This is a genomic window from Pseudophaeobacter leonis (assembly GCF_002087335.1).
GTDB classification, from domain to species: domain Bacteria; phylum Pseudomonadota; class Alphaproteobacteria; order Rhodobacterales; family Rhodobacteraceae; genus Pseudophaeobacter; species Pseudophaeobacter leonis.
In genome coordinates this window covers 89,502-110,524 of record NZ_MWVJ01000005.1, presented here as the reverse complement: position 1 = coordinate 110,524, position 21,023 = coordinate 89,502, and the positions used below count along the sequence as shown (strand labels likewise).

General features: G+C 60.7%; 9 protein-coding genes and 7 pseudogenes. 3 read left to right on the top strand and 13 right to left on the bottom strand.

All coding sequences use genetic code 11. The features are described 5' to 3' along the window. Positions 1–2 precede the first annotated feature (2 nt). From B4968_RS02225 to B4968_RS02185, 9 genes and pseudogenes are all read right to left on the bottom strand, one after another. Positions 3–1,145, bottom strand: a complete 1,143-nt coding sequence (locus B4968_RS02225) for an acyl-CoA dehydrogenase family protein (RefSeq protein ID WP_083096222.1) — start codon at positions 1,143–1,145, stop codon at positions 3–5. Further along, positions 1,142–2,332: pseudogene (locus B4968_RS02220) on the bottom strand (acyl-CoA dehydrogenase family protein); the annotation flags it as partial. The pseudogene B4968_RS02220 and the gene B4968_RS02225, both read right to left, overlap by 4 nt. 119 nt (positions 2,333–2,451) lie before the next feature. Then, a pseudogene (locus B4968_RS02215) lies at positions 2,452–3,625 on the bottom strand (acetyl-CoA C-acyltransferase). After that, positions 3,625–5,718, bottom strand: coding sequence for an FAD-dependent oxidoreductase (locus B4968_RS02210; RefSeq protein WP_083096218.1), 2,094 nt, complete (start codon positions 5,716–5,718; stop codon positions 3,625–3,627). The pseudogene B4968_RS02215 and the gene B4968_RS02210 overlap by 1 nt, the downstream one beginning before the upstream one ends. Before the next feature lie 401 nt (positions 5,719–6,119). Next, positions 6,120–7,358 (bottom strand): Tm-1-like ATP-binding domain-containing protein, encoded by a 1,239-nt coding sequence (locus B4968_RS02205; RefSeq protein ID WP_083096282.1) that lies wholly within the window; start codon positions 7,356–7,358, stop codon positions 6,120–6,122. Between the two features lie 115 nt (positions 7,359–7,473). After that, positions 7,474–8,840: pseudogene (locus B4968_RS02200) on the bottom strand (aldehyde dehydrogenase family protein). Beyond that, a pseudogene (locus B4968_RS02195) lies at positions 8,822–10,440 on the bottom strand (tripartite tricarboxylate transporter permease). Before B4968_RS02195 ends, B4968_RS02200 begins: the two co-directional pseudogenes overlap by 19 nt. A gap of 138 nt (positions 10,441–10,578) precedes the next feature. Beyond that, a pseudogene (locus tag B4968_RS02190) lies at positions 10,579–10,986 on the bottom strand (tripartite tricarboxylate transporter TctB family protein); the annotation flags it as partial. Between the two features lie 87 nt (positions 10,987–11,073). Continuing rightward, positions 11,074–12,018 carry a tripartite tricarboxylate transporter substrate-binding protein gene (locus B4968_RS02185; protein WP_083096216.1) on the bottom strand — a complete coding sequence of 315 codons (945 nt, stop codon included), beginning with the start codon at positions 12,016–12,018 and terminating at the stop codon, positions 11,074–11,076. Between the two features lie 173 nt (positions 12,019–12,191). Between B4968_RS02185 and B4968_RS02180 the strand changes: the two genes are divergently transcribed. Both B4968_RS02180 and B4968_RS02175 read left to right on the top strand, forming a co-directional pair. Next, positions 12,192–12,971, top strand: a complete 780-nt coding sequence (locus B4968_RS02180; protein WP_083096214.1) for an IclR family transcriptional regulator — start codon at positions 12,192–12,194, stop codon at positions 12,969–12,971. Positions 12,972–13,032: 61 nt separating this feature from the next. Next, positions 13,033–14,388 (top strand): aspartate aminotransferase family protein, encoded by a 1,356-nt coding sequence (locus B4968_RS02175; protein WP_083096211.1) that lies wholly within the window; start codon positions 13,033–13,035, stop codon positions 14,386–14,388. A gap of 423 nt (positions 14,389–14,811) precedes the next feature. On the opposite strand, the gene B4968_RS02170 is transcribed toward B4968_RS02175, so the two are convergent. Next, complete coding sequence (locus tag B4968_RS02170; RefSeq protein WP_083096208.1) at positions 14,812–16,101, bottom strand: type I glutamate--ammonia ligase; 1,290 nt, start codon at positions 16,099–16,101, stop codon at positions 14,812–14,814. Between the two features lie 140 nt (positions 16,102–16,241). Next, a pseudogene (locus tag B4968_RS02165) lies at positions 16,242–17,500 on the bottom strand (cytochrome P450). A 78-nt stretch (positions 17,501–17,578) separates the two neighbouring features. On the opposite strand from B4968_RS02165, the gene B4968_RS02160 reads away from it, so the two are divergent. Next, positions 17,579–18,283 (top strand): type 1 glutamine amidotransferase, encoded by a 705-nt coding sequence (locus B4968_RS02160; RefSeq protein ID WP_083096206.1) that lies wholly within the window; start codon positions 17,579–17,581, stop codon positions 18,281–18,283. A 51-nt stretch (positions 18,284–18,334) separates the two neighbouring features. Here B4968_RS02160 and B4968_RS02155 read toward each other — a convergent pair whose 3' ends face one another. Then, complete coding sequence (locus B4968_RS02155) at positions 18,335–18,985, bottom strand: GntR family transcriptional regulator (protein WP_083096204.1); 651 nt, start codon at positions 18,983–18,985, stop codon at positions 18,335–18,337. Positions 18,986–19,371: 386 nt separating this feature from the next. Beyond that, a pseudogene (locus tag B4968_RS02150) lies at positions 19,372–21,018 on the bottom strand (sulfatase-like hydrolase/transferase); the annotation flags it as partial. Positions 21,019–21,023 lie beyond the last annotated feature (5 nt).

Here is a 21,023-nt window from a genome sequence, read left to right as displayed (position 1 = left end):
ATTTAGGCGGCACTATGGTCAATGAAACGCTCCAGTTGAGTGTCCGTGTCGCCAAACCGGTGATCGGCCATCACGATCCGTTTGGCGATATGGGCCAGCGCATATTCCTCGGTCATGGCGATACCCCCATGCAGCTGAACGCACTCTTCTGCCACCAGTCGGCCAGCCCGGCCAATCAGGTTGCGGGCGGCTGCAATCTGCAAGGCCTGCTCATTGGGGCTGGTGTCCAGATGGCCTGCCGCATTGATCACCGCCGAGCGCGCTTGCTCCAGCTCGATCAGCAGCGTGGCCATGCGGTGCTGCAGCGCCTGAAAACTGGCGATGGGACGGCCAAACTGTTGCCGGGTCAGCAGGTATTCCCGCGTGAGCTCGGTTGCGGCTTCCATCGCGCCCAGCGTTTCAGCCGCCAATGCGACCTCGGCGCGGACAGTCGCGCGTTTGAGGGCGGCATAGGCGCCCCCGGCCTCTCCCAGCCGAGCTGAAGCGGAGAGGCGCAGGTTTTCCAGATCGACCTCGGCGGCACGCCCCCCTGCCAACAGAGCATAGCCGCGCAACGAGAGGCCAGCTGTGTCACGTGGCACCAGGAACAAAGAGATCCCCGCCTCGTCACCAACGTCCCCGGTTTCACGGGCCGACACCAGCAGATAATCCGCCGCCTCAGCATTGATCACAACCGCCTTGCGGCCATTCAACACGATGCCATCGCCGTCGGTTTTGGCTGTGGTTTGCACCTGCGCCAGATCATAGCGGCTGTTTGGCTCACCATGGGCCAGGGCCAGGTGCAGATCCCCTGCGATCACCTGCTCCACCAGCTCTTTTTGCGCCTCCGTGCCCAGGGCCGCGATCAGGCCACCGCCAAGGATAGCTGTGTCCAGCAGCGGCTCAACCGCACCGACCCGTCCCAGCTCTTCAAACACCGTGGTCAGATCAAAACCAGCCCCGGCAAAGCCGCCGTCCTCTTCGCTGAACAAAGCACCGATGACGCCCAGTTCGGCCAGCTTGCCCCAGATGGCGGCATCAAAGCCCAGCTCATTGTCACTGGTGCCCAGGCGGGTGCTGGCGCGCAGCTTGTCCTGATTGTCGCGCAGGAAGCGACGCAGAGAATCCTGCAGCATCTGGCGCTCGTCTGTCAGATCAAAATTCATGCCCCACCTCCCAGCTTGACCTTGGCAATGATGTTCTTCTGGATCTCGTTAGACCCACCAAAGATCGAAAGTTTACGATTGTTGAAATACTCAGGTGCCACGGCGGCACTACCCTCGGGTCCGACCTCCGGCTCATTGCCGCCCTCCAGCGCCTCCGAGACAAAGGGCATCGCATAGGCGCCTGCGGCACGGCGCGCCAGGTCATTGATTTCCTGACGAATTTCAGTACCCTTCACCTTCAGCATCGAGCTCTCGACACCCGGCGCCTGGCCTGCGGCTGCCTGCGAGATGATGCGCAGGTTGGTGGTGGACATGGCCATCAGATCAATCTCGGCCCGCGCCACACGGGCGGCAAAATGCGGGTTCTCAGTCAACGGTTTGCCCCGGTGCATCTGGCTGCGCGCCATGTGCTTTACCGCGTCAAGACCTGCGCGGCTAAAGCCGACACCGGCGATATTTGTGCGCTCATGGGTCAGCAGATACTTGGCATAGGTCCAGCCCATGTTTTCTTCACCGACCAGGTTTTCCACCGGCACCTTAACATCGGTGAACCAGACCTCATTCACCTCATGGGTGCCATCCAGCAGGATGATAGGGCGCACTTCGATACCCGGCGTGTCCATGTCGATCAGCAGGAAGGAAATCCCCGACTGTTGCTTGGCGTCGGGGTCGGTGCGCACCAGACAGAAGATCCAGTTGGCGTATTGGCCAAGCGTGGTCCAGGTCTTCTGACCATTGACCACATAGTGGTCGCCCTCCCGCACAGCGCGGGTTTTCAGGCTTGCCAGATCTGATCCGGCGCCGGGCTCGGAATAGCCCTGGCACCACCAGTCTTCACCGGACAGAATGCGCGGCAGATAGTGGTCCTGCTGTTCCTTTGATCCGAACTTTTGCAGCACCGGCGCCAGCATGCTCAGGCCAAAGGGAATAATGCGCGGCGCATGGGCGCGGCAGCACTCTTCTTCAAAGATATGGCGCTGCACCGCGTTCCACTCGCAGCCGCCAAACTCTTCGGGCCAGTTGGGGGCCAGCCAGCCCTGATCGTTGAGGATGCCATGCCATTTTTCATGCCCCTCTTTGCCAAGCTCACGCCCGACGCGGATTGCCTCAGACATCTCCTTGGGCAGCTTTTGCGCCAGGAATTCCTGCACTTCGACACGAAATGCCTGCTCTTCAACAGAATAGTTCTGACCATTTTACGCTTCCCTCCCCGAAAGCCGCCCCCCGGCCCAAAGCCGGGGCGCGCCCATTTGGCCCTCGATGGGCCGAATGGGCGCTTCCTTGTTTAACGTGATAATCTACTAGCTCAGTAGATTTCGAACAGGCCTGCCGCGCCCATGCCACCGCCAACACACATGGTCACAACGCCCAGTTTGGCGCCGCGACGCTTGCCTTCGCGCAGAATATGACCGGTCATCCGGGCGCCCGTCATGCCAAAGGGATGGCCAATCGCAATAGAGCCACCGTTGACGTTGCACTTCTCATCATCAATACCAAGCCGGTCCCGGCAATAGAGCGCCTGGCTGGCAAAGGCCTCGTTCAGCTCCCAGAGGTCGATATCGTCCACGGTCAACCCGTGACGTTCCAGCAGGCGCGGCACCGCAAAGACCGGGCCAATGCCCATCTCATCCGGCTCGCAGCCCGCAACGGCAAAGCCCTTGAAGGCGCCCATTGCCTCAAGGCCACGTTTCTCGGCCTCTTTGGCCTCCATCAGAACAACAGCCGCGGCACCGTCAGACAGCTGGCTTGCGTTGCCGGCGGTGACAAAGTGACCGTCGCCGCGCACCCGAGCCAGACCGCTCAGACCATCCAGCGTGGTGGTTGGGCGATTGCACTCATCCCGGTCCACCAGCGCTTCCTTCATGGAGATCTCCCCGGTTTCCTTGTCCTTCACCGCCATGGTGGTGGTCATGGGGACGATCTCATCGGCAAACAGCCCGGCGTCCTGCGCCGCAGCAATGCGCTGCTGGCTGCGCAACCCGTAGGCATCCTGATCTTCACGGCTGATGCCATAGCGTTCCGCCACGATATCGGCTGTTTCAATCATGGTCATATAGGTTGCGGGCTTATGCTCTGCCAGCCAGGCTTCCTTGACCGAACGTGCCTTGGGCTGCACCATCGAGATGCTCTCAACACCACCGGCAACCATGGGGCCTGCGCGCTCACAGATGATCTGCTGCGCCGCCAGAGCAATCGACTGCAGGCCCGACGAGCAGAACCGGTTCACGGTCAGCCCCGAGGTGGTCACTGGCATGCCGGCCCGCAGGGCGATCTGACGCGCGATATTGGCGCCGGTCTCCGCCTCGGGTGTGCCGCAGCCAAAGATACAGTCTTCGATCTCAGCAGCCTCGATGCCAGCGCGGGCAACGGCGGCTTCAACAGCGGCGCCCCCCATGGTCGCCCCATGGGTCATGGAAAGAGCCCCGGAATGATTTTGCCAGACCGGTCCGGGCGGCAGAGACAATTACGACTTGTTTCATCAGCTGTTTTCCTTGTTGAGATCGTCAAATGTGCGGCCCTCGGCCACCAGTTTTTGCAAAAGCGGTGCGGCGTCCCAGAAGTACGCGTCGTCCTCGGCACCCGCCTTGATCGTGGCCAGAACCTTGTCCAGACCTTCAATATCGGCCCATTTCAGCGGCCCACCCCGGTAGCGCGGGAAGCCATAGCCAAACAGCAGCGTCATATCGACATCCAGGGGACGCCGCGCGATGCCTTCGCCGACCACCTTGGCGGCCTCATTGACCATCGCTGCCATATAGCGCGTGACAATTTCTTCATCCGTGAAGGCGCGCGGCGTGATGCCCTGCTCGGCGCGCTCGGCGGCGATCAGATCGGTGATTTCAGGGTTTGGCGTGCCGCCGCGCTTACCGGCCTCATAGACATAGTAGCCCTTGCCGGTCTTTTGGCCAAAGTTCCCCGCTTCGCAGACCTTGTCCATATAGCTGCTGTCGCGCTCGCGCGGGTCCATTCCTTCAGCCCGTTTGCGTTTGCGCACAGCCCAGCCGATGTCCAGCCCGGCCAGATCGGCCACCGCAAAGGGCCCCATGGCAAAGCCAAAATCAGTCAGCGCCTTGTCGATCTGATAGGGCGAGGCCCCATCCAGCACCATGTGATCTGCCGCCTTGCGGTAGGTGGCCAGAATGCGGTTGCCGATAAAGCCATCGCAAACCCCGGCGCGGACCGAGATCTTTTTCAGCCGCTGCCCCAGCGCAAAGCCGGTCGCAACCACGTCCAGCGCGGTTTTGTCGCCAACCACCACTTCCAGCAGTTTCATCACATGCGCAGGCGAGAAGAAATGCAAGCCAATCACATCCTCGGGACGCGAGGTGCAGGCGGCAATTTCATTCACATCCAGATAGGAGGTATTGGAGGCCAGAATCGCGCCTTTCTTGCAGACGGCGTCCAGCTTGCCAAAGACCACCTTCTTGACGCTCATCTCTTCAAAGACCGCCTCGATCACCAGATCCACGTCGCTCAGCGCGTCATAGTCGGTGGCCAGAGTCAGGGCCTCTTGGGTGAGTTGGCTGAACTGCGCCTCAGAGATCTTGCCGCGCTTCAGCGCACCTTGCAGGTTGCCCGAGATCCGGCCCTTGGCGGCCTCGGCGGCCTCCGGCGTCATTTCCAGCATCACAACCGGCAGACCGGCCAGCAGCGCTGCCGTGGCAATACCCGCCCCCATGGTGCCGCCGCCAATCACGCCGATGCTGTTGACATCCCGTGGCGCCACGCCTTTCAGCTCGGGCAGTTTGCTCACAGCGCGCTCGGAAAAGAAGGCGTGGATCATACCCTGACGCTGATCCGTGTCCATCAGCTCCATGAACAGCTCACGCTCGCGCGCCATGCCCGCATCAAAGGGTAGCTCACAGCAGGCCTGAATGCCACGCACGGCAACCGCAGGTGCCAACAGGCCACGGCCCTTTTTCAGAACCGTGTCATAGAGCGCGTCAAAATCCACCGCTTTGGGCGCAGGCATGTCGCTGACCGGGCGGCGAGTTGCGCCGCTGTCCAGCAGCTTTTGTGTATAGGCAAGGCCGATGTCGCGCGGCTCTCCCTCTTCGACGCGATCCAGAATGCCAAGCGCCAGCGCCTCTTTGGCGCCAACCTGACGGCCCGAGGTGATCACATCGACCGAGGCCTCAACGCCAACCAGACGGGGCAGACGCTGGGTGCCGCCGGCGCCGGGCATCACACCGATAAGAACCTCAGGCAGACCAACACGTGCCGAAGGCACCGCGATACGGTAATGCGAAGCAAGTGCCACCTCCAGCCCGCCGCCAAGAGCGGTGCCATGCAGTGCCGAGACCACCACCAGGGGCGAGGCCTCGATACGGGCGCACAGATCCGGCAAAAAGATACCCCGGGGCGGCTGGCCGAATTCGCGAATGTCAGCGCCTGCAAAATAGGTTTTACCGTCGCCGTAGATCAGCACCGCCTTGACGCCTTCCACCTCGGCACGCTCAATTCCGGCCAGCAGGCCCTCGCGAATATCAAAACCCAGCGCGTTCACTGGCGGGTTTTGCGCCTTCAGAACAGCCATATCCCCAATGCGCTCATATGCGATGGCATCTGTCATTCGTTTTCCCTCTCTCGCGTCGGGCGCGCCCGGTGCATGCACCCGGACTGGCCCGCAATATTTTGTTCGATCTCAGCATAGGCCATGTCACAGCGCCAAGCCCCTGCGGATTACCTCGGTCCAGAACCTAGCGTCATAACCCCGACTCCGCCCGGCGCACCCAGGAGGCGGCGCAGCAATAGCCTAAAATTCCACAATGCGGAACGTAGTTCCACATAATTGCTGGCACCCTAGGCAAGAGCCCCCCTGTATTCAAGCAAGAATCTGTCGCGACCCGAGGTCATTGCTGCGCAGCACAACTGCAAGCGCAGGCCAGAATACCACAAAGGGCACCCGCTGCTGCAGATGCCCCGCTTCAGTCTGGCAGGTTTTTGCCCTAAACCCGGCCCCATTGTTGGTCGCTAAAGGGTCTTGCTGATGACACCGCGCGCAACCCAGGCATCAAACACCTCCAGTACTGCAGTACAAAACGCCGCATCATTGATGTGGCAGTCCAACTCATGCAGCACTGCATTTTCGGGGCGGGCGCGGCGCATCTCAGCGCAAAAACTCAAAAGCCCTTCAGCATCATGTAGCTCCCCACCGGGACGATCCCACTCATTGCAGCCCTGGTTAGGGAGCAATATCGCCACGGGTGCCTGCGCCTCAGCCAGCTTTTCGCACAGGCTACGCGCGACGGTGCGGCGCTCTTCGGCCTGCAGCACTGCGGGAGAGAGCAAACGGTTGTGCGCATGGCTCGGACGCCCCTCCAGCTGCACAGGCACCCCCTGCCAGCCAACAAAATCCACCAGATCATAACATCCTGGTGCCACCAGTTGCGGCGTGCCGGATCGCCCTGCATTGGTCATGCGGTCCGCCCCGGCCGACAAGCCACCAAAGAGGTGGTTGGAGACCTCTTGCGGCGCAAAATCCAGCACGGCGGCAAAAGCCCCCTCGCCCGCAAGGCTTTCAAAGGCGCGCCCGCCCATGCCAGTGGCATGAAACACTGCGACCTCAAAGCCGCGCGCCTCCAGCGCCGGCTTCAGCGTCACCATATAGCGCAGCACCGTCTTGCCAAACGAGGTCATCCCGATCAGAGGCCGCTCACGCCGTGGTGCCTCAACTGCACGCGCAGCCCCCAGCACCGCGCCTGCGGCCGGACTAAGCGAGGCCTTGCAGATCGAGTTCAACCCAAAGAGCCCCCCGGCCCAGAGGATCATCTGCACATCCGCCGGGATCCGTTCGGGTGGCATCAGCGGTGAGAAGGCCACGGTGGAGACGATGTATTTTGGAACCCCCACAGGCAGTGCTGCGCACAGATCCAGCGCCAGATCGGTCCCCATTGTGCCGCCCAACACGATCACCCCGTCGATGCGTCCCGCCTGGTACAGCTCCAGCGCCTTGGCAGCAGCGCCAGCCCCCATGATCTGCATCGCGGTATTTTCGTCACCCGAGCCAATTACTGCCTCAATCGTCGCGCCACCAGCCTCGGCCACCGCGTGTTTGCTCACATCCGCAGGACGGCTGGGCTCGCCCAGAACGCTGACATCCATCGACAGAACGCCGCCACCCTGACCAAGGATCACCTCGGCCAGATAGTGCAACTCGTCGTCTTTGGTGTCATAGGTCCCGGCAACCAAAATGGTCTTTTTAGACGTCATCCCACCCTCCATTCGTTCATACGCCGCACGCGTCCAGATTTCATCTTGCTCAAAATACCTCCGCCGGAGGCCACAGGTTTTGCCCTGCAAAACCTGTTTAGACGCCCCACCATCCTCACAGCTGAATCCAGGCCGTTTTCAGATCGACATATTTGTCCAAAGCATGCAGCGATTTGTCATGCCCATTGCCTGACTGACCAACCCCGCCCAGTGGCACCGTATTGTCGGCGCCACCGTAGGTGTTCACAGGCAGAACACCCGCTCGAATGCCCGCAAACATACGATGCGCCCGCGACAGATCCGCGGTCCAGACCCCGGCGGCAAGGCCAAAATCAGTGGCATTGGCCAGGCTAAGCGCCTCGGCCTCGCTCTCAAATTTTGTGACCGACAGCACGGGGCCAAAAACCTCGCGCTGGAACAGGGCATGATCGCGGGCCACATGGGTCACAATGGTCGGGGCCGTATAGCTGCCGCCTGTTTCCTGCAGGATACGGGCGCCACCAGTGATGACCTGGCCTCCTTCGGCGCGGGCCATGTCCATAAACGACAGATTGCGCCTGAGCTGATCCTCGGAATTCACCGCACCGATCTGGCTGCCCAGATCCAGCGGATCGCCCACCGTCAGGGCCTCAGCCTCGCATTTCAGCAGGGCGACAAACTCATCATGTACCGAGGCCTCAACCAGCAGACGCGCGCCCGCCACGCAGACCTGGCCAGAGTTGCGAAAGATCCCCCTGGCCGAGACCTTGGCGGCTTTCTTAAGGTCCGGCGTGTCGGCAAAAACGATATTGGGCGACTTCCCTCCCAGCTCAAGGTAGCACCGTTTGAGGTTCGAGCGCGCCGAAGCCTCCAGAAGTTTGCGCCCGGTGCCACCTGATCCGGTGAAGGTGAGCACATCAACCCCCATCGACATGGCCAGCGCCGCGCCGGTTTCAGCGCCACTGCCGGTCACCACGTTGAACACACCATCCGGCAGGCCACATTCGACGCAGATCTCCGCCAGACGCAACAGCGTCAGCGAGGCGGTCTCGGCTGGCTTCAGCACCACGGAATTGCCCATGGCCAGCGCCGGTGCCAGGCTTCCGCGCCAATCATCAGCGGGAAGCTCCAGGGCACAATGGCACCAACCACGCCCACCGGCGTGCGATGCACCAGCCCCAGCACATCTGCCTGCGTCGGCGCCACTTCTCCGGCCACCTTGTCCAGCGCCTCGGCATAATAGCGAAAGGTTCCGGCCGCCGAGCCCGGCTCGGCCTTCAGGGCCATGTTGAATTCCGTGCCATTGTCGCGCACACCCAGCACCGCAAGCTCGACTGCCTCGGCCTCAATCCGATCAGCAATGCGGTACAGCACCTTTTTACGTGCGGCGGGGGACTGTGCCGCCCAGCGGCCATCGGCATAGGCCCGCCGCGCCGAGGCGACAGCGCGTTCAACATCTGTTGCAGAGGCGCCTTCAAGCGTGGTCAGAACAGCCCCTTCAATCGGCGAAGTAACTTCGAGTGGCGTCCCCGAACCTCTTTGCCACGATCCTTCAAGAAAGAGTTTTTGCGGCGCGACATCAGCTTGCCGAAGCTGGTTGATGAGCTCTTGTTCTGCCATTCGGCCTCCTTCAGTTCTTTGCGATCACGCCAGACGCGCAGAATATGTGTCGCAAGAACCAAGACAATTATGGTGAAAATGATGAATGATATGGGTGGGTTGAAAAAGTCCCAGGGCTCTTTAACCCGGGCCATACCGGCGCGCAGCTTACCCTCCATGATACCGCCCAGCACCATGCCAAGAATGATCGGCACCGCCGGTAAAGACAGCCGTTTGAGGATAAACCCAAAGATGCCAAAGCCCGCAGCCATGAGACAGTCGGTAGCGGAATTGCGCAGGGAGTAGACGCCAACAAAGCTCAGGGTCAGGATACAGACGCCAAGAAAGCGATTGGGGATTTTCACCACCTGCACCAGCGACCGGGTGGCAAAGAGCAAAAAAACCAGCACCAGCACATTAAGGATCAGCAGCGCCAGATAAAGTGCTACGACGAAATCCATGTCATTCTGAAACAGGGCCGGCCCCGGCACCACGTTGTGCACATAGAACACGCTCAGCATCATTGCGGTCAGCGCCTCACCCGGGATCCCCACGCCAAAAGCGGTACCATGGCCGCAGCTGGCACCGCGTTATTGGCGGTTTCCGCCGCAATCAGCCCCTCGGAGGAGCCATTGCCAAAATCCTGCGGCCGTTTTGAGGTCTTTTGCGCATAGGTGTAGGACATGAACTGGGCGGTGAACTCTCCCACGCCGGGTATCATACCCATCAGCACGCCAAAGCCGGCGGAAACAGTCGTGACACGCGGATGACGCGCCAGTTCGCGCAGCCCCTGAAACATACCGCCGCGCAGTTTGGTGATATGCACCTTTTCGTCCTCGTCCATCAGCAGCACAAAGGCCTGACTAAGGGCAAAAAGCCCCAGCACAACCACGATGAGGTTCACACCACCGCCAAGAAAATCCTGCCCGAAGGTATAGCGCTGGGTATATTTCACCGGCTCCATGCCGATGGAGTTGAGAAAGATGCCAAAGCAGGCAAGTGCTCCGGCAATCAGGGCCTGGCCACGATGCGCCACCACCACCAGGATGAGACCCAAAAGCGCTGCTAAAAAGATCTCGCGGCTGCCAAACATGGGCGCCACCTTTGCCAGCACCGGGGCAAACAGGATGAGGCAGATGACGGAAAAGACGCCGCCAAAAAAGCTGGCGGAATAGGCGAGGCTCAGGGCGCGGCGCGGCTCGCCGCGCGCGGTCATCGGATAGCCATCATAGGTGGTCAGCGCGTTCACCGCCGTTCCGGGCGTGTTGATCAAAATGGCGGGGATGGCGCCGCCATACATGGAGGAGCCGTAAATCCCCAGCAGCACCGTGAGGGCCACAATCGGATCCATGGAAAAGGTCGCAGGCAGCAGGATGGCAATCGCCACCGCAGGGCCGACACCGGGGATCGCCCCGATCAGCACACCGCCAACCGAGCCCGCAAGCAGCGCCAGCGCCACGTCCCAACGCATCAGGATATCGAGTGCAGAGAGGAGAAGATCCATCAAAAACCCCGGGGCCAAAAGTATAATATAAAGAAGCTGCGCAGCGCGCCCGGCAGGGTATTCATAGAGCATAGCACCTGGAATTTTCACCGACAGCACCGCCTTAAACAGCACCACAACCGCCAGGGCGAAACACAGGCAGATGCCCATCATTGCGCGGCTGCGATACCCCATGCGCCGCGCCAACAGCGGCACGAACAGCAGCGTGACCGGCAGGTAGCCAATAATCGGCACCAGGAAAACATAAGCCATGAACCAGAGCGCATATTCCAGACTGCGCCCCCAGTGCCGTGCCTCCCAGAGGTCATAGCGCGAGGCGCGCCGCCAGGGCAGAAAGTAAAAATGCAGCCCTCCCAACAGCACCATGCCTCCAAGGCTGACGGCAGGCCAAAACCGCGGCTGGGCGAACAGCCTGGTCTTGTTCACCCAGGTGGTCTGCTCTGCGATCAGGGCCAAAAGCAGCGCTGACACCGAGAGGAAGACCAGAGCAAAAATCAGCTGTCCGCGCCGGGGGCCGACAAAGCGGCGTTCTCGTTCGGTGGTCATGGTTCGCTGGTCATGGAAGGGGATCTTTTCAGGCAAAAAGAGGCACCGGGGCCAGGGATGGCCCCGGCAAAACAACAAAGAGGATATCTAGTCCAGCAAGGCACCGATTTTGGCCATGGTCGCGATGTCCGTGGCCACCCGCGCCGAGCTGTCGCCGGCATTTTGCCAATAGACCAGCGCCCCGGTTTCCTTGGCCACAGCCTGAGCCCGGTCGCTCATCATGGTCTTTTCAGCCACGGCGATGATTTTGTCGCGCACATCCTGCGGCGTGTCTTTGGTGACAAAAAGCCCATTCCACAGGGCGATGTTCAGACTGGCATCCAGCTCGCCAATGGCAGGTGCATCGGGCACCAGCGGGATGCGCTCATCAGTGATCGAGACCAGCACCTTGACCTGATCCAGGCAGGGCAGGATCAGCCGCAGCGTGGTATTGATGACATCCGCATCGCCAGAGGCAAGCGTGTTGCAATCCAGCGCATCAAAGGCCGCATCCGAGCCCCATTCAAAGCCAGCGTTCTTGGCAAAGGCCTTGGTGACCTGGGTCGGGGTCAGCACATCGCCAAAATGCCCCAGCGCCACATCGTTCCCCTTGGCGTGGGCTGCCAGCTCTGCCATCGTGGAATAAGGCGCGTCGGCCGAGGTGGCGATCACAAAGGGATAGGTCAGAAAGATCCCCAGCGGGTCGAACTTTTCCGGGGTCAGTGGCGGGATGTCGATCTGCTGCCCCATCACCGGTACACCAATCACAAATGACCCCACCGTGTAGCCATCCGGCGCCGCATTGGCGACCTCAATGGCACCAGGAAAGGGACCGCCACCGCCGCCGGGCTTGTTCACCACGGCAGCTGCCACGCCATATTCCGCCTGAAAATCATCAGCGATCATCCGGGTCAGCACATCCTCCAGATCCCCCGGAGGCCACGGCACGATAAAGTTCACCGGCTTCTCTGGATATTCCGCCTGGGCAGCCACGGCGCTGAGGCCAAGAGCCGCCGCCGCTGCGGCGCCTTTCACGAGATGGGTCAGTTTCATTTCAGTCTCCCGGTTGATGCTGATGGCTCAGCTACTTGGTTCATTTTTTGAACCGTTGGTTTGAATTTAGATTGACAGGCCACCTGCTTATCTGTCAACAAAATATCAACCGGGCTGAATGTTTTTGCAAAACCATGCCCCGTCTTTAAGCAAAATGGAGCCTGGACCGGCGCATGGGAACTGTCAGTAAAGCCCTTTCACTGTTAAGTTATTTCTCCCCCGACAGGAGCGAAATCGGCTTGAGCGACCTGACGCGTCTCTCTGGGATGAACAAGGCGACAGTCTATCGCCTGATGGCAGAGTTGCAGGATTCGGGGTTCGTGGAACAGGGCGATGGCGACCGTGCATACCGGCTTGGGCCGCAGGCTTTGCACCTTGCGGCGCTGCGCGAGGCCTCAACGCCGATTCTGTCTGTGTCGCGGCGGATCCTGCGGGAGCTGAGCGACGAGACCGGCGAGACCGCCCATGTCTCGCTGGGCCATGACAGCTGGGTGCAGACCCTCAGCCATGCCTACTCGCCACGCCATGCCACAAAGGTGACAATGGAGGATGCCCAGACCGTGACCTATCACGCCACCAGTTCGGGCCTCGCGATCCTTGCCTATGCCGACCCCAGCTTTGTCGATGCGGTTCTTGCGCGTCCTCTCAAAGCGCATACCAGCAAGACGCTGGTCGACCCGGAGGTGCTGCGCGTCAAGCTGCGTGAGGTGCGCGAGACGGGTATTTCCAACACCCTGGGCAGTTTTGAGCTGGAAGTGCAGTCCTGTGCTGTGCCGATCTTTGGTGCCGACCACAAAGCCCTGGGCGCGCTGGCAGTGGCCGCGCCCGCCTCGCGCATGTCGCAGGCGCAGCAAGACACCATCCGCGCCGCCCTGCGCCGGGCTGGCGCCGCCCTCACCCATCGGATCGGTGGCAGCCCGCCCTCTGATTATCCACAAGCTGATGCGCCGTGACGGCCCGTTTGCCTCTCAAGACACCCAGGTCCCCTCGCGGACCCGCTCAGGAGTTTAGTCGATGAAAGACGCCAATTTCCTCAAGGAACACAACGCCAGGTCCCTGTGGCACCCGATGGCGCACCCCGCCGACAGCCTGGCCAATCCGCCCGCGATCATCACTGGTGCCCAGGGCGTGCGGATCAGCGATATCGATGGCCATGAGGTGATTGATGCGGTCGGCGGGCTGTGGAACGTCAACCTTGGGTTCTCTTGCCAGCCGATCAAGGATGCCATTGCCGCCCAGCTGGATGTTTTGCCCTACTATTCCACCTTTCGCGGCACCACAAATGATCAGGTGATCCAGCTGGCAGAGCTGCTGCGCGACTTTTTTGCCCCCGACGGGCTCAGCCGCGCCTTTTTCACCTCTGGGGGCTCGGACTCGGTGGAAACTGCGCTGCGTCTGGCGCGGCAGTACCACAAGATCCGCGGCGAGGCCGGGCGCACCAAGTTCCTCAGCCTGAAAAAGGGCTATCACGGCACCCACATGGGCGGCGCGTCAGTGAATGGCAATGCCAATTTCCGCACCCAGTACGAACCCCTCTTGCCCGGCTGTCACCATATCCCGGCGCCCTACCCCTATCGCAACCCCTTTAACGAGAGTGACCCCGCGCGGCTGGCGCAGCTGTGCCTGCAGGCCCTTGAGGATGAGATCGCCTTTCAGGGCGCAGGCACCATTGCGGCCTTTATCATGGAGCCGATCCTGGGAGCTGGCGGCGTGATCCCGCCGCACCATAGCTTTATGCCCGGCGTGCGCGAGATCTGCAGCAAACATGGCATTTTGCTGATCGCGGATGAGGTGATTACTGCCTTTGGCCGAACAGGGTCCTGGACCGGTTCACGCCACTGGGGGGTACAGCCCGATTTCATGTGTACCGCCAAGGCGATCACCAATGGCTATTTTCCCTTTGGTGCAGTGATGATCGCCGAAAGCGTGGCAGAGGTTTTTGAGCAGGACGTGAGTGGGCGTGCCGCTATTGGCCACGGCTATACCTATTCCGGCCATCCCGTCGGGGCAGCAGCGGCCCTGGCCTGCCTGCAGGAGACACAGCGTCTGAATGTGCCCGAGAATGCCGCGGCCCGCGGTCAGGAGCTGCATCAGGGCTTGTTGGCGCTGCAGGAAAGGCATGCGCTGATTGGGGATGTGCGCGGTGGCCACGGCCTGATGTGTGCTATGGAATTGGTGGCGGATCGCGCCAGCAAATCCGCCCCCGACAAACGGACGATCGCCCGCCTGCAAGAGGTGACCTATCGCAACGGCGCCATGGTCCGGATTTCCGGCCCCAACATCATCCTGTCTCCACCGCTGGTTCTGACTAAAGATGACGTCCAGGGCATTCTCCGTGCGCTCGAAGCAGGCTTTGCGGCGGCAAGCTAAACCCGGCAGCAAGCGCCGACCGCAGCCGACCTTTGGTCGGCTGCCACCAGATACCATGGCGGGCCCGAAGCAAATGCTTCGGGCCCGCTGCCTCTCGTAGCGCCGCTGACGCGGCGCGGCAGCGAAATCCGGAGGCCGGGTAGTAGACCCTCAGTTGATTGCGATGCACACTGACTTTTTCGGTGTGAGCGCCCCAATTGGCTGACCAGTCTTTGGCTGCTCCCACCACGACCACCATCCACAATGCACCCCGATCACGCCCAGGCATCATTCCAGAATGCACAGCAGTCGATCTTGCGGGACGTAGCCGCACTCGAAACCTGATAAAACCACAAAGCGCGCCCGGCTCTGGCGGACTGCAGACTGACTGGAAAAATAGCAGATTGGCGAACTAACGGACTAGCGGACTAGCGGACTGCTTCGTTAAATAAAATGAACATAGAAATCCCGCATGCCGTCGCCTTCCAGGTCCCGTGTTTTGCGCACCTCTTTGCGCTTCATAAACGCGTGGTTGGCCACAAGATCCGCACCCACGGCCTCGCCCAGAATCGTATCGCGTTCCAGATCTGCCACGGCCCCTTTGAGATCAATCGCGGTGCCCTCACGCGCATCCGTACGGTCAAACCCATCGCCAGTCTCCATCGGCGGCAGCTGATACCCTTTCTCCACCCCCAGCAAGGACGCCTGCAGCACCGCCGCCACGGCAGTGTAGGGATTGGACGAGGCATCCGCCATGCGATGCTCAAGCCGCGCTTTGGCGCCACCTTCCGAGCTGATCCGTGTCGTCACATTGCGGTGATCCCCGCCCCAATTCTGCCAATAGCCCGACAAAGACCCCGGCTGCAGCCGCATATAGCTGTTGGCCGTTGGGGCAATCAGCCCGGCCAGCCCCTTGTGGTGATGCAAGACCCCCGCCAGACAGCCGCGTGCCAGATCATTCATATGTTCAGGGCCACCGCGCGGCCCCGAAGACAGCGCATTGCCGCCGGCCTCATCGACAAATGAAAAATTGATATGCATGCCAGAGCCACCGGCCTCGGCGATGGGTTTGGGCATGAAGGAAAGAACAATGCCATATTCCAGCGCGATCTCACGCGCCATCAGACGGAACAGCACAATGTCATCCACCGCCTTGACCGCATCAGCAAAGGTCAGGGTGTATTCAAACTGCGGGCTGTCGAATTCCGCCGTGATCATATCCAGCGAAAAGCCCATCTCATCCGCCATAGCCCAGATCCGGTCATTAAACCGCAAGGGATCAGCAAAAGGCCCGGTGCCATAGACCACGCCCCCCGGCGCGTCATAAGGCATCAATCGACCCCGATCATCCGCCTGCAGCGCATAGGCTTCCAGCTCGATCCCGACTTTTGGGCTCAGCCCGCGCGCCTGCCAGCCTGCGACCGCCCGTTTGAGCGCGCCGCGCGGGCACAGCGACAAGGGCGCGCCATCCACATCATACAGATCCCCCAGCACCACCTTGGTCGAGGCATGCCAGCTGTCACGAATATCATCGTGCTGCCACTTCAGCTCCATATCCGGCATCCCCTGTTTCACCATCGAGCCCGGCGCATCCAGCAGATCGCGATCATAGTGGGTGCCAAAGACCGAGCGGCAAAACCGGGTGCCATCATCGCCAATCTTTGCGTTGGGCAGATATTTCCCCCGCATAATGCTGAGGTGGTCGCAGAACATCGCACGCAGGCGGGTCTTCATGGCTCAAATCCTTCCAAATCGGGCCAGATCAGGCCAAATCAGGACAGATCTGGACTGGCAAAATGGCTGTAGGCAAAAATCCTGACAGGCGTTTCTAGCATAGACCACGCCTGTCGGTCCTGTCTGAATATTGCACGGCTTCATCTTGGGGTGACACGCACCGGCAGCTCTTTGATGCCGCCGACAAAGTTAGAGCGCAGAAACTTCTGCGGCCCCGAGGCCTCGATATGGCTGATCCGTTTGGCCAACTCCTGAAACAGCACCGTGACTTCCAGCCGGGCCAGCCACATGCCCAGGCCGACATGCGGGCCAAACTGGCCAAAGGCCAGATGCCGGTTGGGGTTGCGCATCAGGCCCACCCGGAAAGCGTCGTCAAAGTAACTGTCGTCACGGTTGGCGGAAATAAACCAATAGAGCAGCTTGTCGCCAGCCCGGATCAGCTTGTCATGCATCTCGACATCCCGCGTCGCGGTGCGGCGGAAATAGATCGCAGGCGTCGCCCAGCGAATGATCTCATCCGCCGCCGTCTCCCAGACCGCACCACCTGCCTGCATCTGCGCCAACAATTCCGGCTGATGACACAGCGCCTGAATGCCGGCGGCAATGGAATAGCGGGTGGTGTCATTGCCCGCCGCCACCAGCAGGCAAAAGAAATTGCGAAACTCCGTCTCGGATATTTCCGAGCCATCCTTGGCCGGCTCTAAGATCATATTGAGCACACCAGCCGTGTCGCCTCTGCGGGCTTTGTCGGCCATCAGATCCCTAGCATAGAGGTATAGTTCGGCACCGGCAGGAGAGTTAAAAGGCATCAGGCGGAACTCATCCGTCTGCAGTTTGTCCATCACATGCGAGGTGAAATCCGGGTCGGTATTGGCGATCAGTGCGTCGCCTTTTCCACCAGCCAGGGCAAATCCGCCTCCGGCAGTCCCACAACCCGCCCCAGCATCCGCATCGGCAGTTGCCTGGCGATTTCCTTGGTGGCGTCAAAGCTGCCCTGCTCCAGCACCGAATCCAAAATCTCGCCACAGATGTCGCGGATCTCTTGTTCATACTGCGCCATGCTGGTTTTAGAAAACGCCCGCATCAGCTTCATGCGCACCTTGGAATGCTCTGGCGGGTCGGTCTCCTGAAAGGTGCGTCGCGCCAGATATTCCTCATAGCTCTGATCTTCCATGCGAATGCCACGCGCCGAGGAGAACACCTCGGTGTTCTTGTTCATCTGGATGATGTCGTCATAGCGGGTCACCGACCAAAAGTTTTCACCGCCAGCGTATTCAGTCCAGTGCAGCGGGTCGTCGCGACGCAGCCGGGCAAAGGTATTGTGCGGCGCGCCCATGGCAAAGGTGTCATGACTGGCAAGGTCGGCGTGGCCGTCATCCTGTGGTGTCCAGATGGTCATAATGGGCTTCCCGAATACATTCTTTATGTATACTAAGTAAGAGTATAAATATGTAAACATAAAACTCACGAGTCAGACATGCATCTCGCCATCCTGGTCACCAACACGGACAACAGCGCCTTTGCAGCGGCACATCCGTTTGATGGTGAAAAATTCACCCGTCTTGTGCAGATGGCGCGGCCAGACTGGCACACATCGGTATTTCAGTTGAATGAGGGCGCGTTCCCGCAAGATATCAGCGCCTTTGATGGCGTAATCATTACGGGCAGCCCCGCCTCAAGTCGCAGTGACCTGCCCTGGATCGAGCCTTTACTGGTTTTGATCCGCGCGATGGATCAGGCGCAATTGCCGCTGTTTGGGGCCTGTTTTGGCCATCAGGCCATCGCGCTTGCCCGGGGGGGAAGCGTGGCGCAGAACCCCGCTGGCTGGGTACATGGCCTGATACATAATCAGATCACCACGCCCCTGCCCTGGGCGCCGGACCTGCCGCAAGACCTCAGACTTTATGGCTCTCACAGCGAATGCGTCGACAAGATCCCACCGCAGGCGCAGGAGGTGGCCCGCAGCACTGAGCTGAACGCCGGGTTCACCATTGGTCGCCACATCTGGACGACGCAGCGCCATCCAGAAATGAGCCCTGGCTTTATCGCCGCCCTCACGGAAGAAATGCACCCCAGTTTGGGAGAAAGCCTCTACAGGCAGGCGGTCAACAGCCTTGAGGAGCCCGCCGATCAGGCTGCCTTTGCCACAGCCCTGGCGCAGTTCTTTGAGCAGGCTAAATAGGTTAAACAGTGGCGGTCATTGCCGCAAGCGTCCTGCACTGAATATGTGGCCTCAGCCAAGGGCGGCCAGCAGGTCCATCACCGTCACCTGATCAAACTGCACATGGCTTGCCATACGCGCCTCAGCCGCGTCGCGGTCATGGGCAAAGATCAGCTCGGCAATGTCGCGGTGCTCACTGGCCGATTGTTGGATTGATCCGGGGTACTTATAGCGCGCCCGATAGTAGGCCATCAGCTTGCGGGCATTGGTCTTGATCATCTCGACCAGAAACGGGTTGCCCGCCCCCATGGCCACGGCACCGTGAAAGCGCAGGTTCAGCTGATAGTATCCGTCCGGATCCGCATCCCCCTTCTCTGCCGCATGCCTCTCACAGGCCTGCACGATCTGTTCCAGCTCCGCAGCCTGTTCAGGCGTCATACGGCGCGCGGCCAGACCAGCGGCCTGCCCTTCCAGCTGGGCATGGACCTCCAGAATAGCGAGAAACTCTTCCAGCGTCGGTTTGAACAAAACCGCGCCCTTGCGCGGCAGGCGGCGAATGAGGCCCGCGACCTCAAGCTGGATAAAGACCTCGCGGATGGGGGTGCGCGACACCCCGTGGCGTGCCGCCAGCCCTGCCTCGTCCAGCATATCGCCCGGGTTCAGCTGCCCGGCGTCAATATCTTGAAGGATCGCGTTCAATAGCCCTTCTGTCTGCCCTGCCACTGCCCTGCACCCTGCTGTTTGTTCTTGCTATCTGATTTTCCGTCACCATAAGCAGCGAGACAGCCCAAGGCAACAAATGCGCCTGATCCCTGCACGCATAGCGGGCAGAAAGCCACCCTCCCTGCTCCAGCCAGCCAAATTCTCCCGCTCCCGCAGGCTTTTCCAGCTTTGCTGGCCAAGCCTTGGCGGGTTTGGGCCCAGCGCCGCGCGAAAGCGCGGCGCTGGGCCCAAGGGGCGAGGGGGTTTTGACAAAACACCCCGAGACGGGCGGGAGCCCCCCTTTGCTATTCCGTACTTTGCGCGCGGCTGATTGCTACACCCTGCGCCTCTTCATCTTGCGCCCCAGTTTTCACCCCGGTTTGCACACCAGTTTGCTCCCCGGTCGTTTGGGGCACAGAGCCGCGTAGCTTCTCTGTCAGCTCCGGCGCTACATCCGTGGCCTCGTAGACACCCAGCAGGATGCCCTTCTTTGCCGATTTACCCCGCCCTGCCTCAATCTGTGCATCCGACACCGTGGTGCGCTGCGACATGCGCAGCCCCCATTGGCGCAACCGCTCATACATCAATGCAAGGATCTCCTGATGCTTCGGACTGCGCCCCAAATCGACCAGCTCCTGTGGGTCCTCCTGCAGATCAAACAGCATGGCAGGCAGGCCGCCCTCAGCATGCATGAATTTCCAGCGCGCATCGGTGATCATGAACAGGCGCGCGTCTTTCGGCTCCAGACCCAGCTTGGCACAGAGCGGCATGGTGGAATAGTCGGACTCCGCCACCGCAAAGTCGCGCCACTCCGGGTCTTCTCACCGCAACAAAGGCATCACCGAACGTCCCTACAGGATATGCCCAAGAGGCTCTCCCCCCGCGACCTCCAGAAAGGTCGGCGCCAGGTCGATGGCCTCAATCAGCGCGTCACAGGTGGTGCCACGGCTCACATCCGCCGCTGCGCGTGGATCATAGATGATCAGCGGCACCTTGATCGAGGGCTCGTGAAACAGGTTCTTCTCGCCCAGCCAGTGATCGCCGAGATAGTCGCCATGGTCCGAGGTCACCACCACCATGGTATCTTGCATGCGCCCGCTGGCCTCCAGATAGGCAAACAGCCTGCCCATCTGATCATCCGCCTGTTTGATCAAACCCATATAGGCCGGGATCACCTTTTCACGCACCTCGTCGCGACTAAACGCCTTGCCGATCGGATTGTTCATCATGCCGCCAAAAACCGGGTGCGCATTGACGCGCTCGCCCTCATGGCGCACCACCGGCAGCACATGCTCAGGCCCGTACATATCATGATAGGGCGCGGGCACGATATAGGGCCAATGCGGCTTGATATAGCTCAGATGCGCGCACCAGGGCCCCTCCCCTTTGGCCGTCGCCTCCTCGATGAACTCGATGGCCTTGGTGGTGAGCCAGGGCGTTTCGCTGTCTTCTTCTGCAATATTGGCCGGCTTGTCGGCATTGACCATGAACCAGCCCGAGGCAATGTCATTGCCCTCCTCGCCCGTCTCAATCCCCGCATTGGCAAAGTCATGCCAGGGGTTGTCGCCGGGATAGCCCTTTGCCTTAAGGTATTCATTATAGGGGCTGCGTTTCGGGTCATAAAAGCCATCCGGCCCCTCTGCCCATAGCCCGTCATCGCGCAGATAGGGGTCAAAGCCGCATTCGCTTTGCCGCACCCCGATCACACTGTCCGGCGCCAGCCCCAGCCGTTCAAGCCCAACCGCATCGGCCACCATATGGGTCTTGCCGATCAGGCTGCAGCTCATGCCTGAGTTGCGCAGATGATCGCCAATGGTCCATTCCCCCACTTTCAGCGGATAGCTGTTGAACTGCACCCCATGGCTGGACGGGTAGCGCCCGGTATAGCTCGACATCCTGGACGAGCCGCAGGTGGGCGACTGCACATAGGCGCGGGTGAACCGCACACCCCTGGCCGCCAGCGCGTCGATATGCGGGGTCTGCAGGTGCGGATGGCCCGCACAGCTGAGGTAGTCGAACCGCAACTGGTCAAACATAATGTAAAGAATATTCATCGGTT

Bases quoted from the DNA above. Each gene is read 5' to 3' on its own strand.
- B4968_RS02225 (WP_083096222.1), bottom strand. From the start codon at position 1,145: ATGAATTTTGATCTGACAGACGAGCGCCAGATGCTGCAGGATTCTCTG.
- B4968_RS02210 (WP_083096218.1), bottom strand. From the start codon at position 5,718: ATGACAGATGCCATCGCATATGAGCGCATTGGGGATATGGCTGTTCTG.
- B4968_RS02205 (WP_083096282.1), bottom strand. From the start codon at position 7,358: ATGACGTCTAAAAAGACCATTTTGGTTGCCGGGACCTATGACACCAAA.
- B4968_RS02185 (WP_083096216.1), bottom strand. From the start codon at position 12,018: ATGAAACTGACCCATCTCGTGAAAGGCGCCGCAGCGGCGGCGGCTCTT.
- B4968_RS02180 (WP_083096214.1), top strand. From the start codon at position 12,192: ATGGGAACTGTCAGTAAAGCCCTTTCACTGTTAAGTTATTTCTCCCCC.
- B4968_RS02175 (WP_083096211.1), top strand. From the start codon at position 13,033: ATGAAAGACGCCAATTTCCTCAAGGAACACAACGCCAGGTCCCTGTGG.
- B4968_RS02170 (WP_083096208.1), bottom strand. From the start codon at position 16,101: ATGAAGACCCGCCTGCGTGCGATGTTCTGCGACCACCTCAGCATTATG.
- B4968_RS02160 (WP_083096206.1), top strand. From the start codon at position 17,579: ATGCATCTCGCCATCCTGGTCACCAACACGGACAACAGCGCCTTTGCA.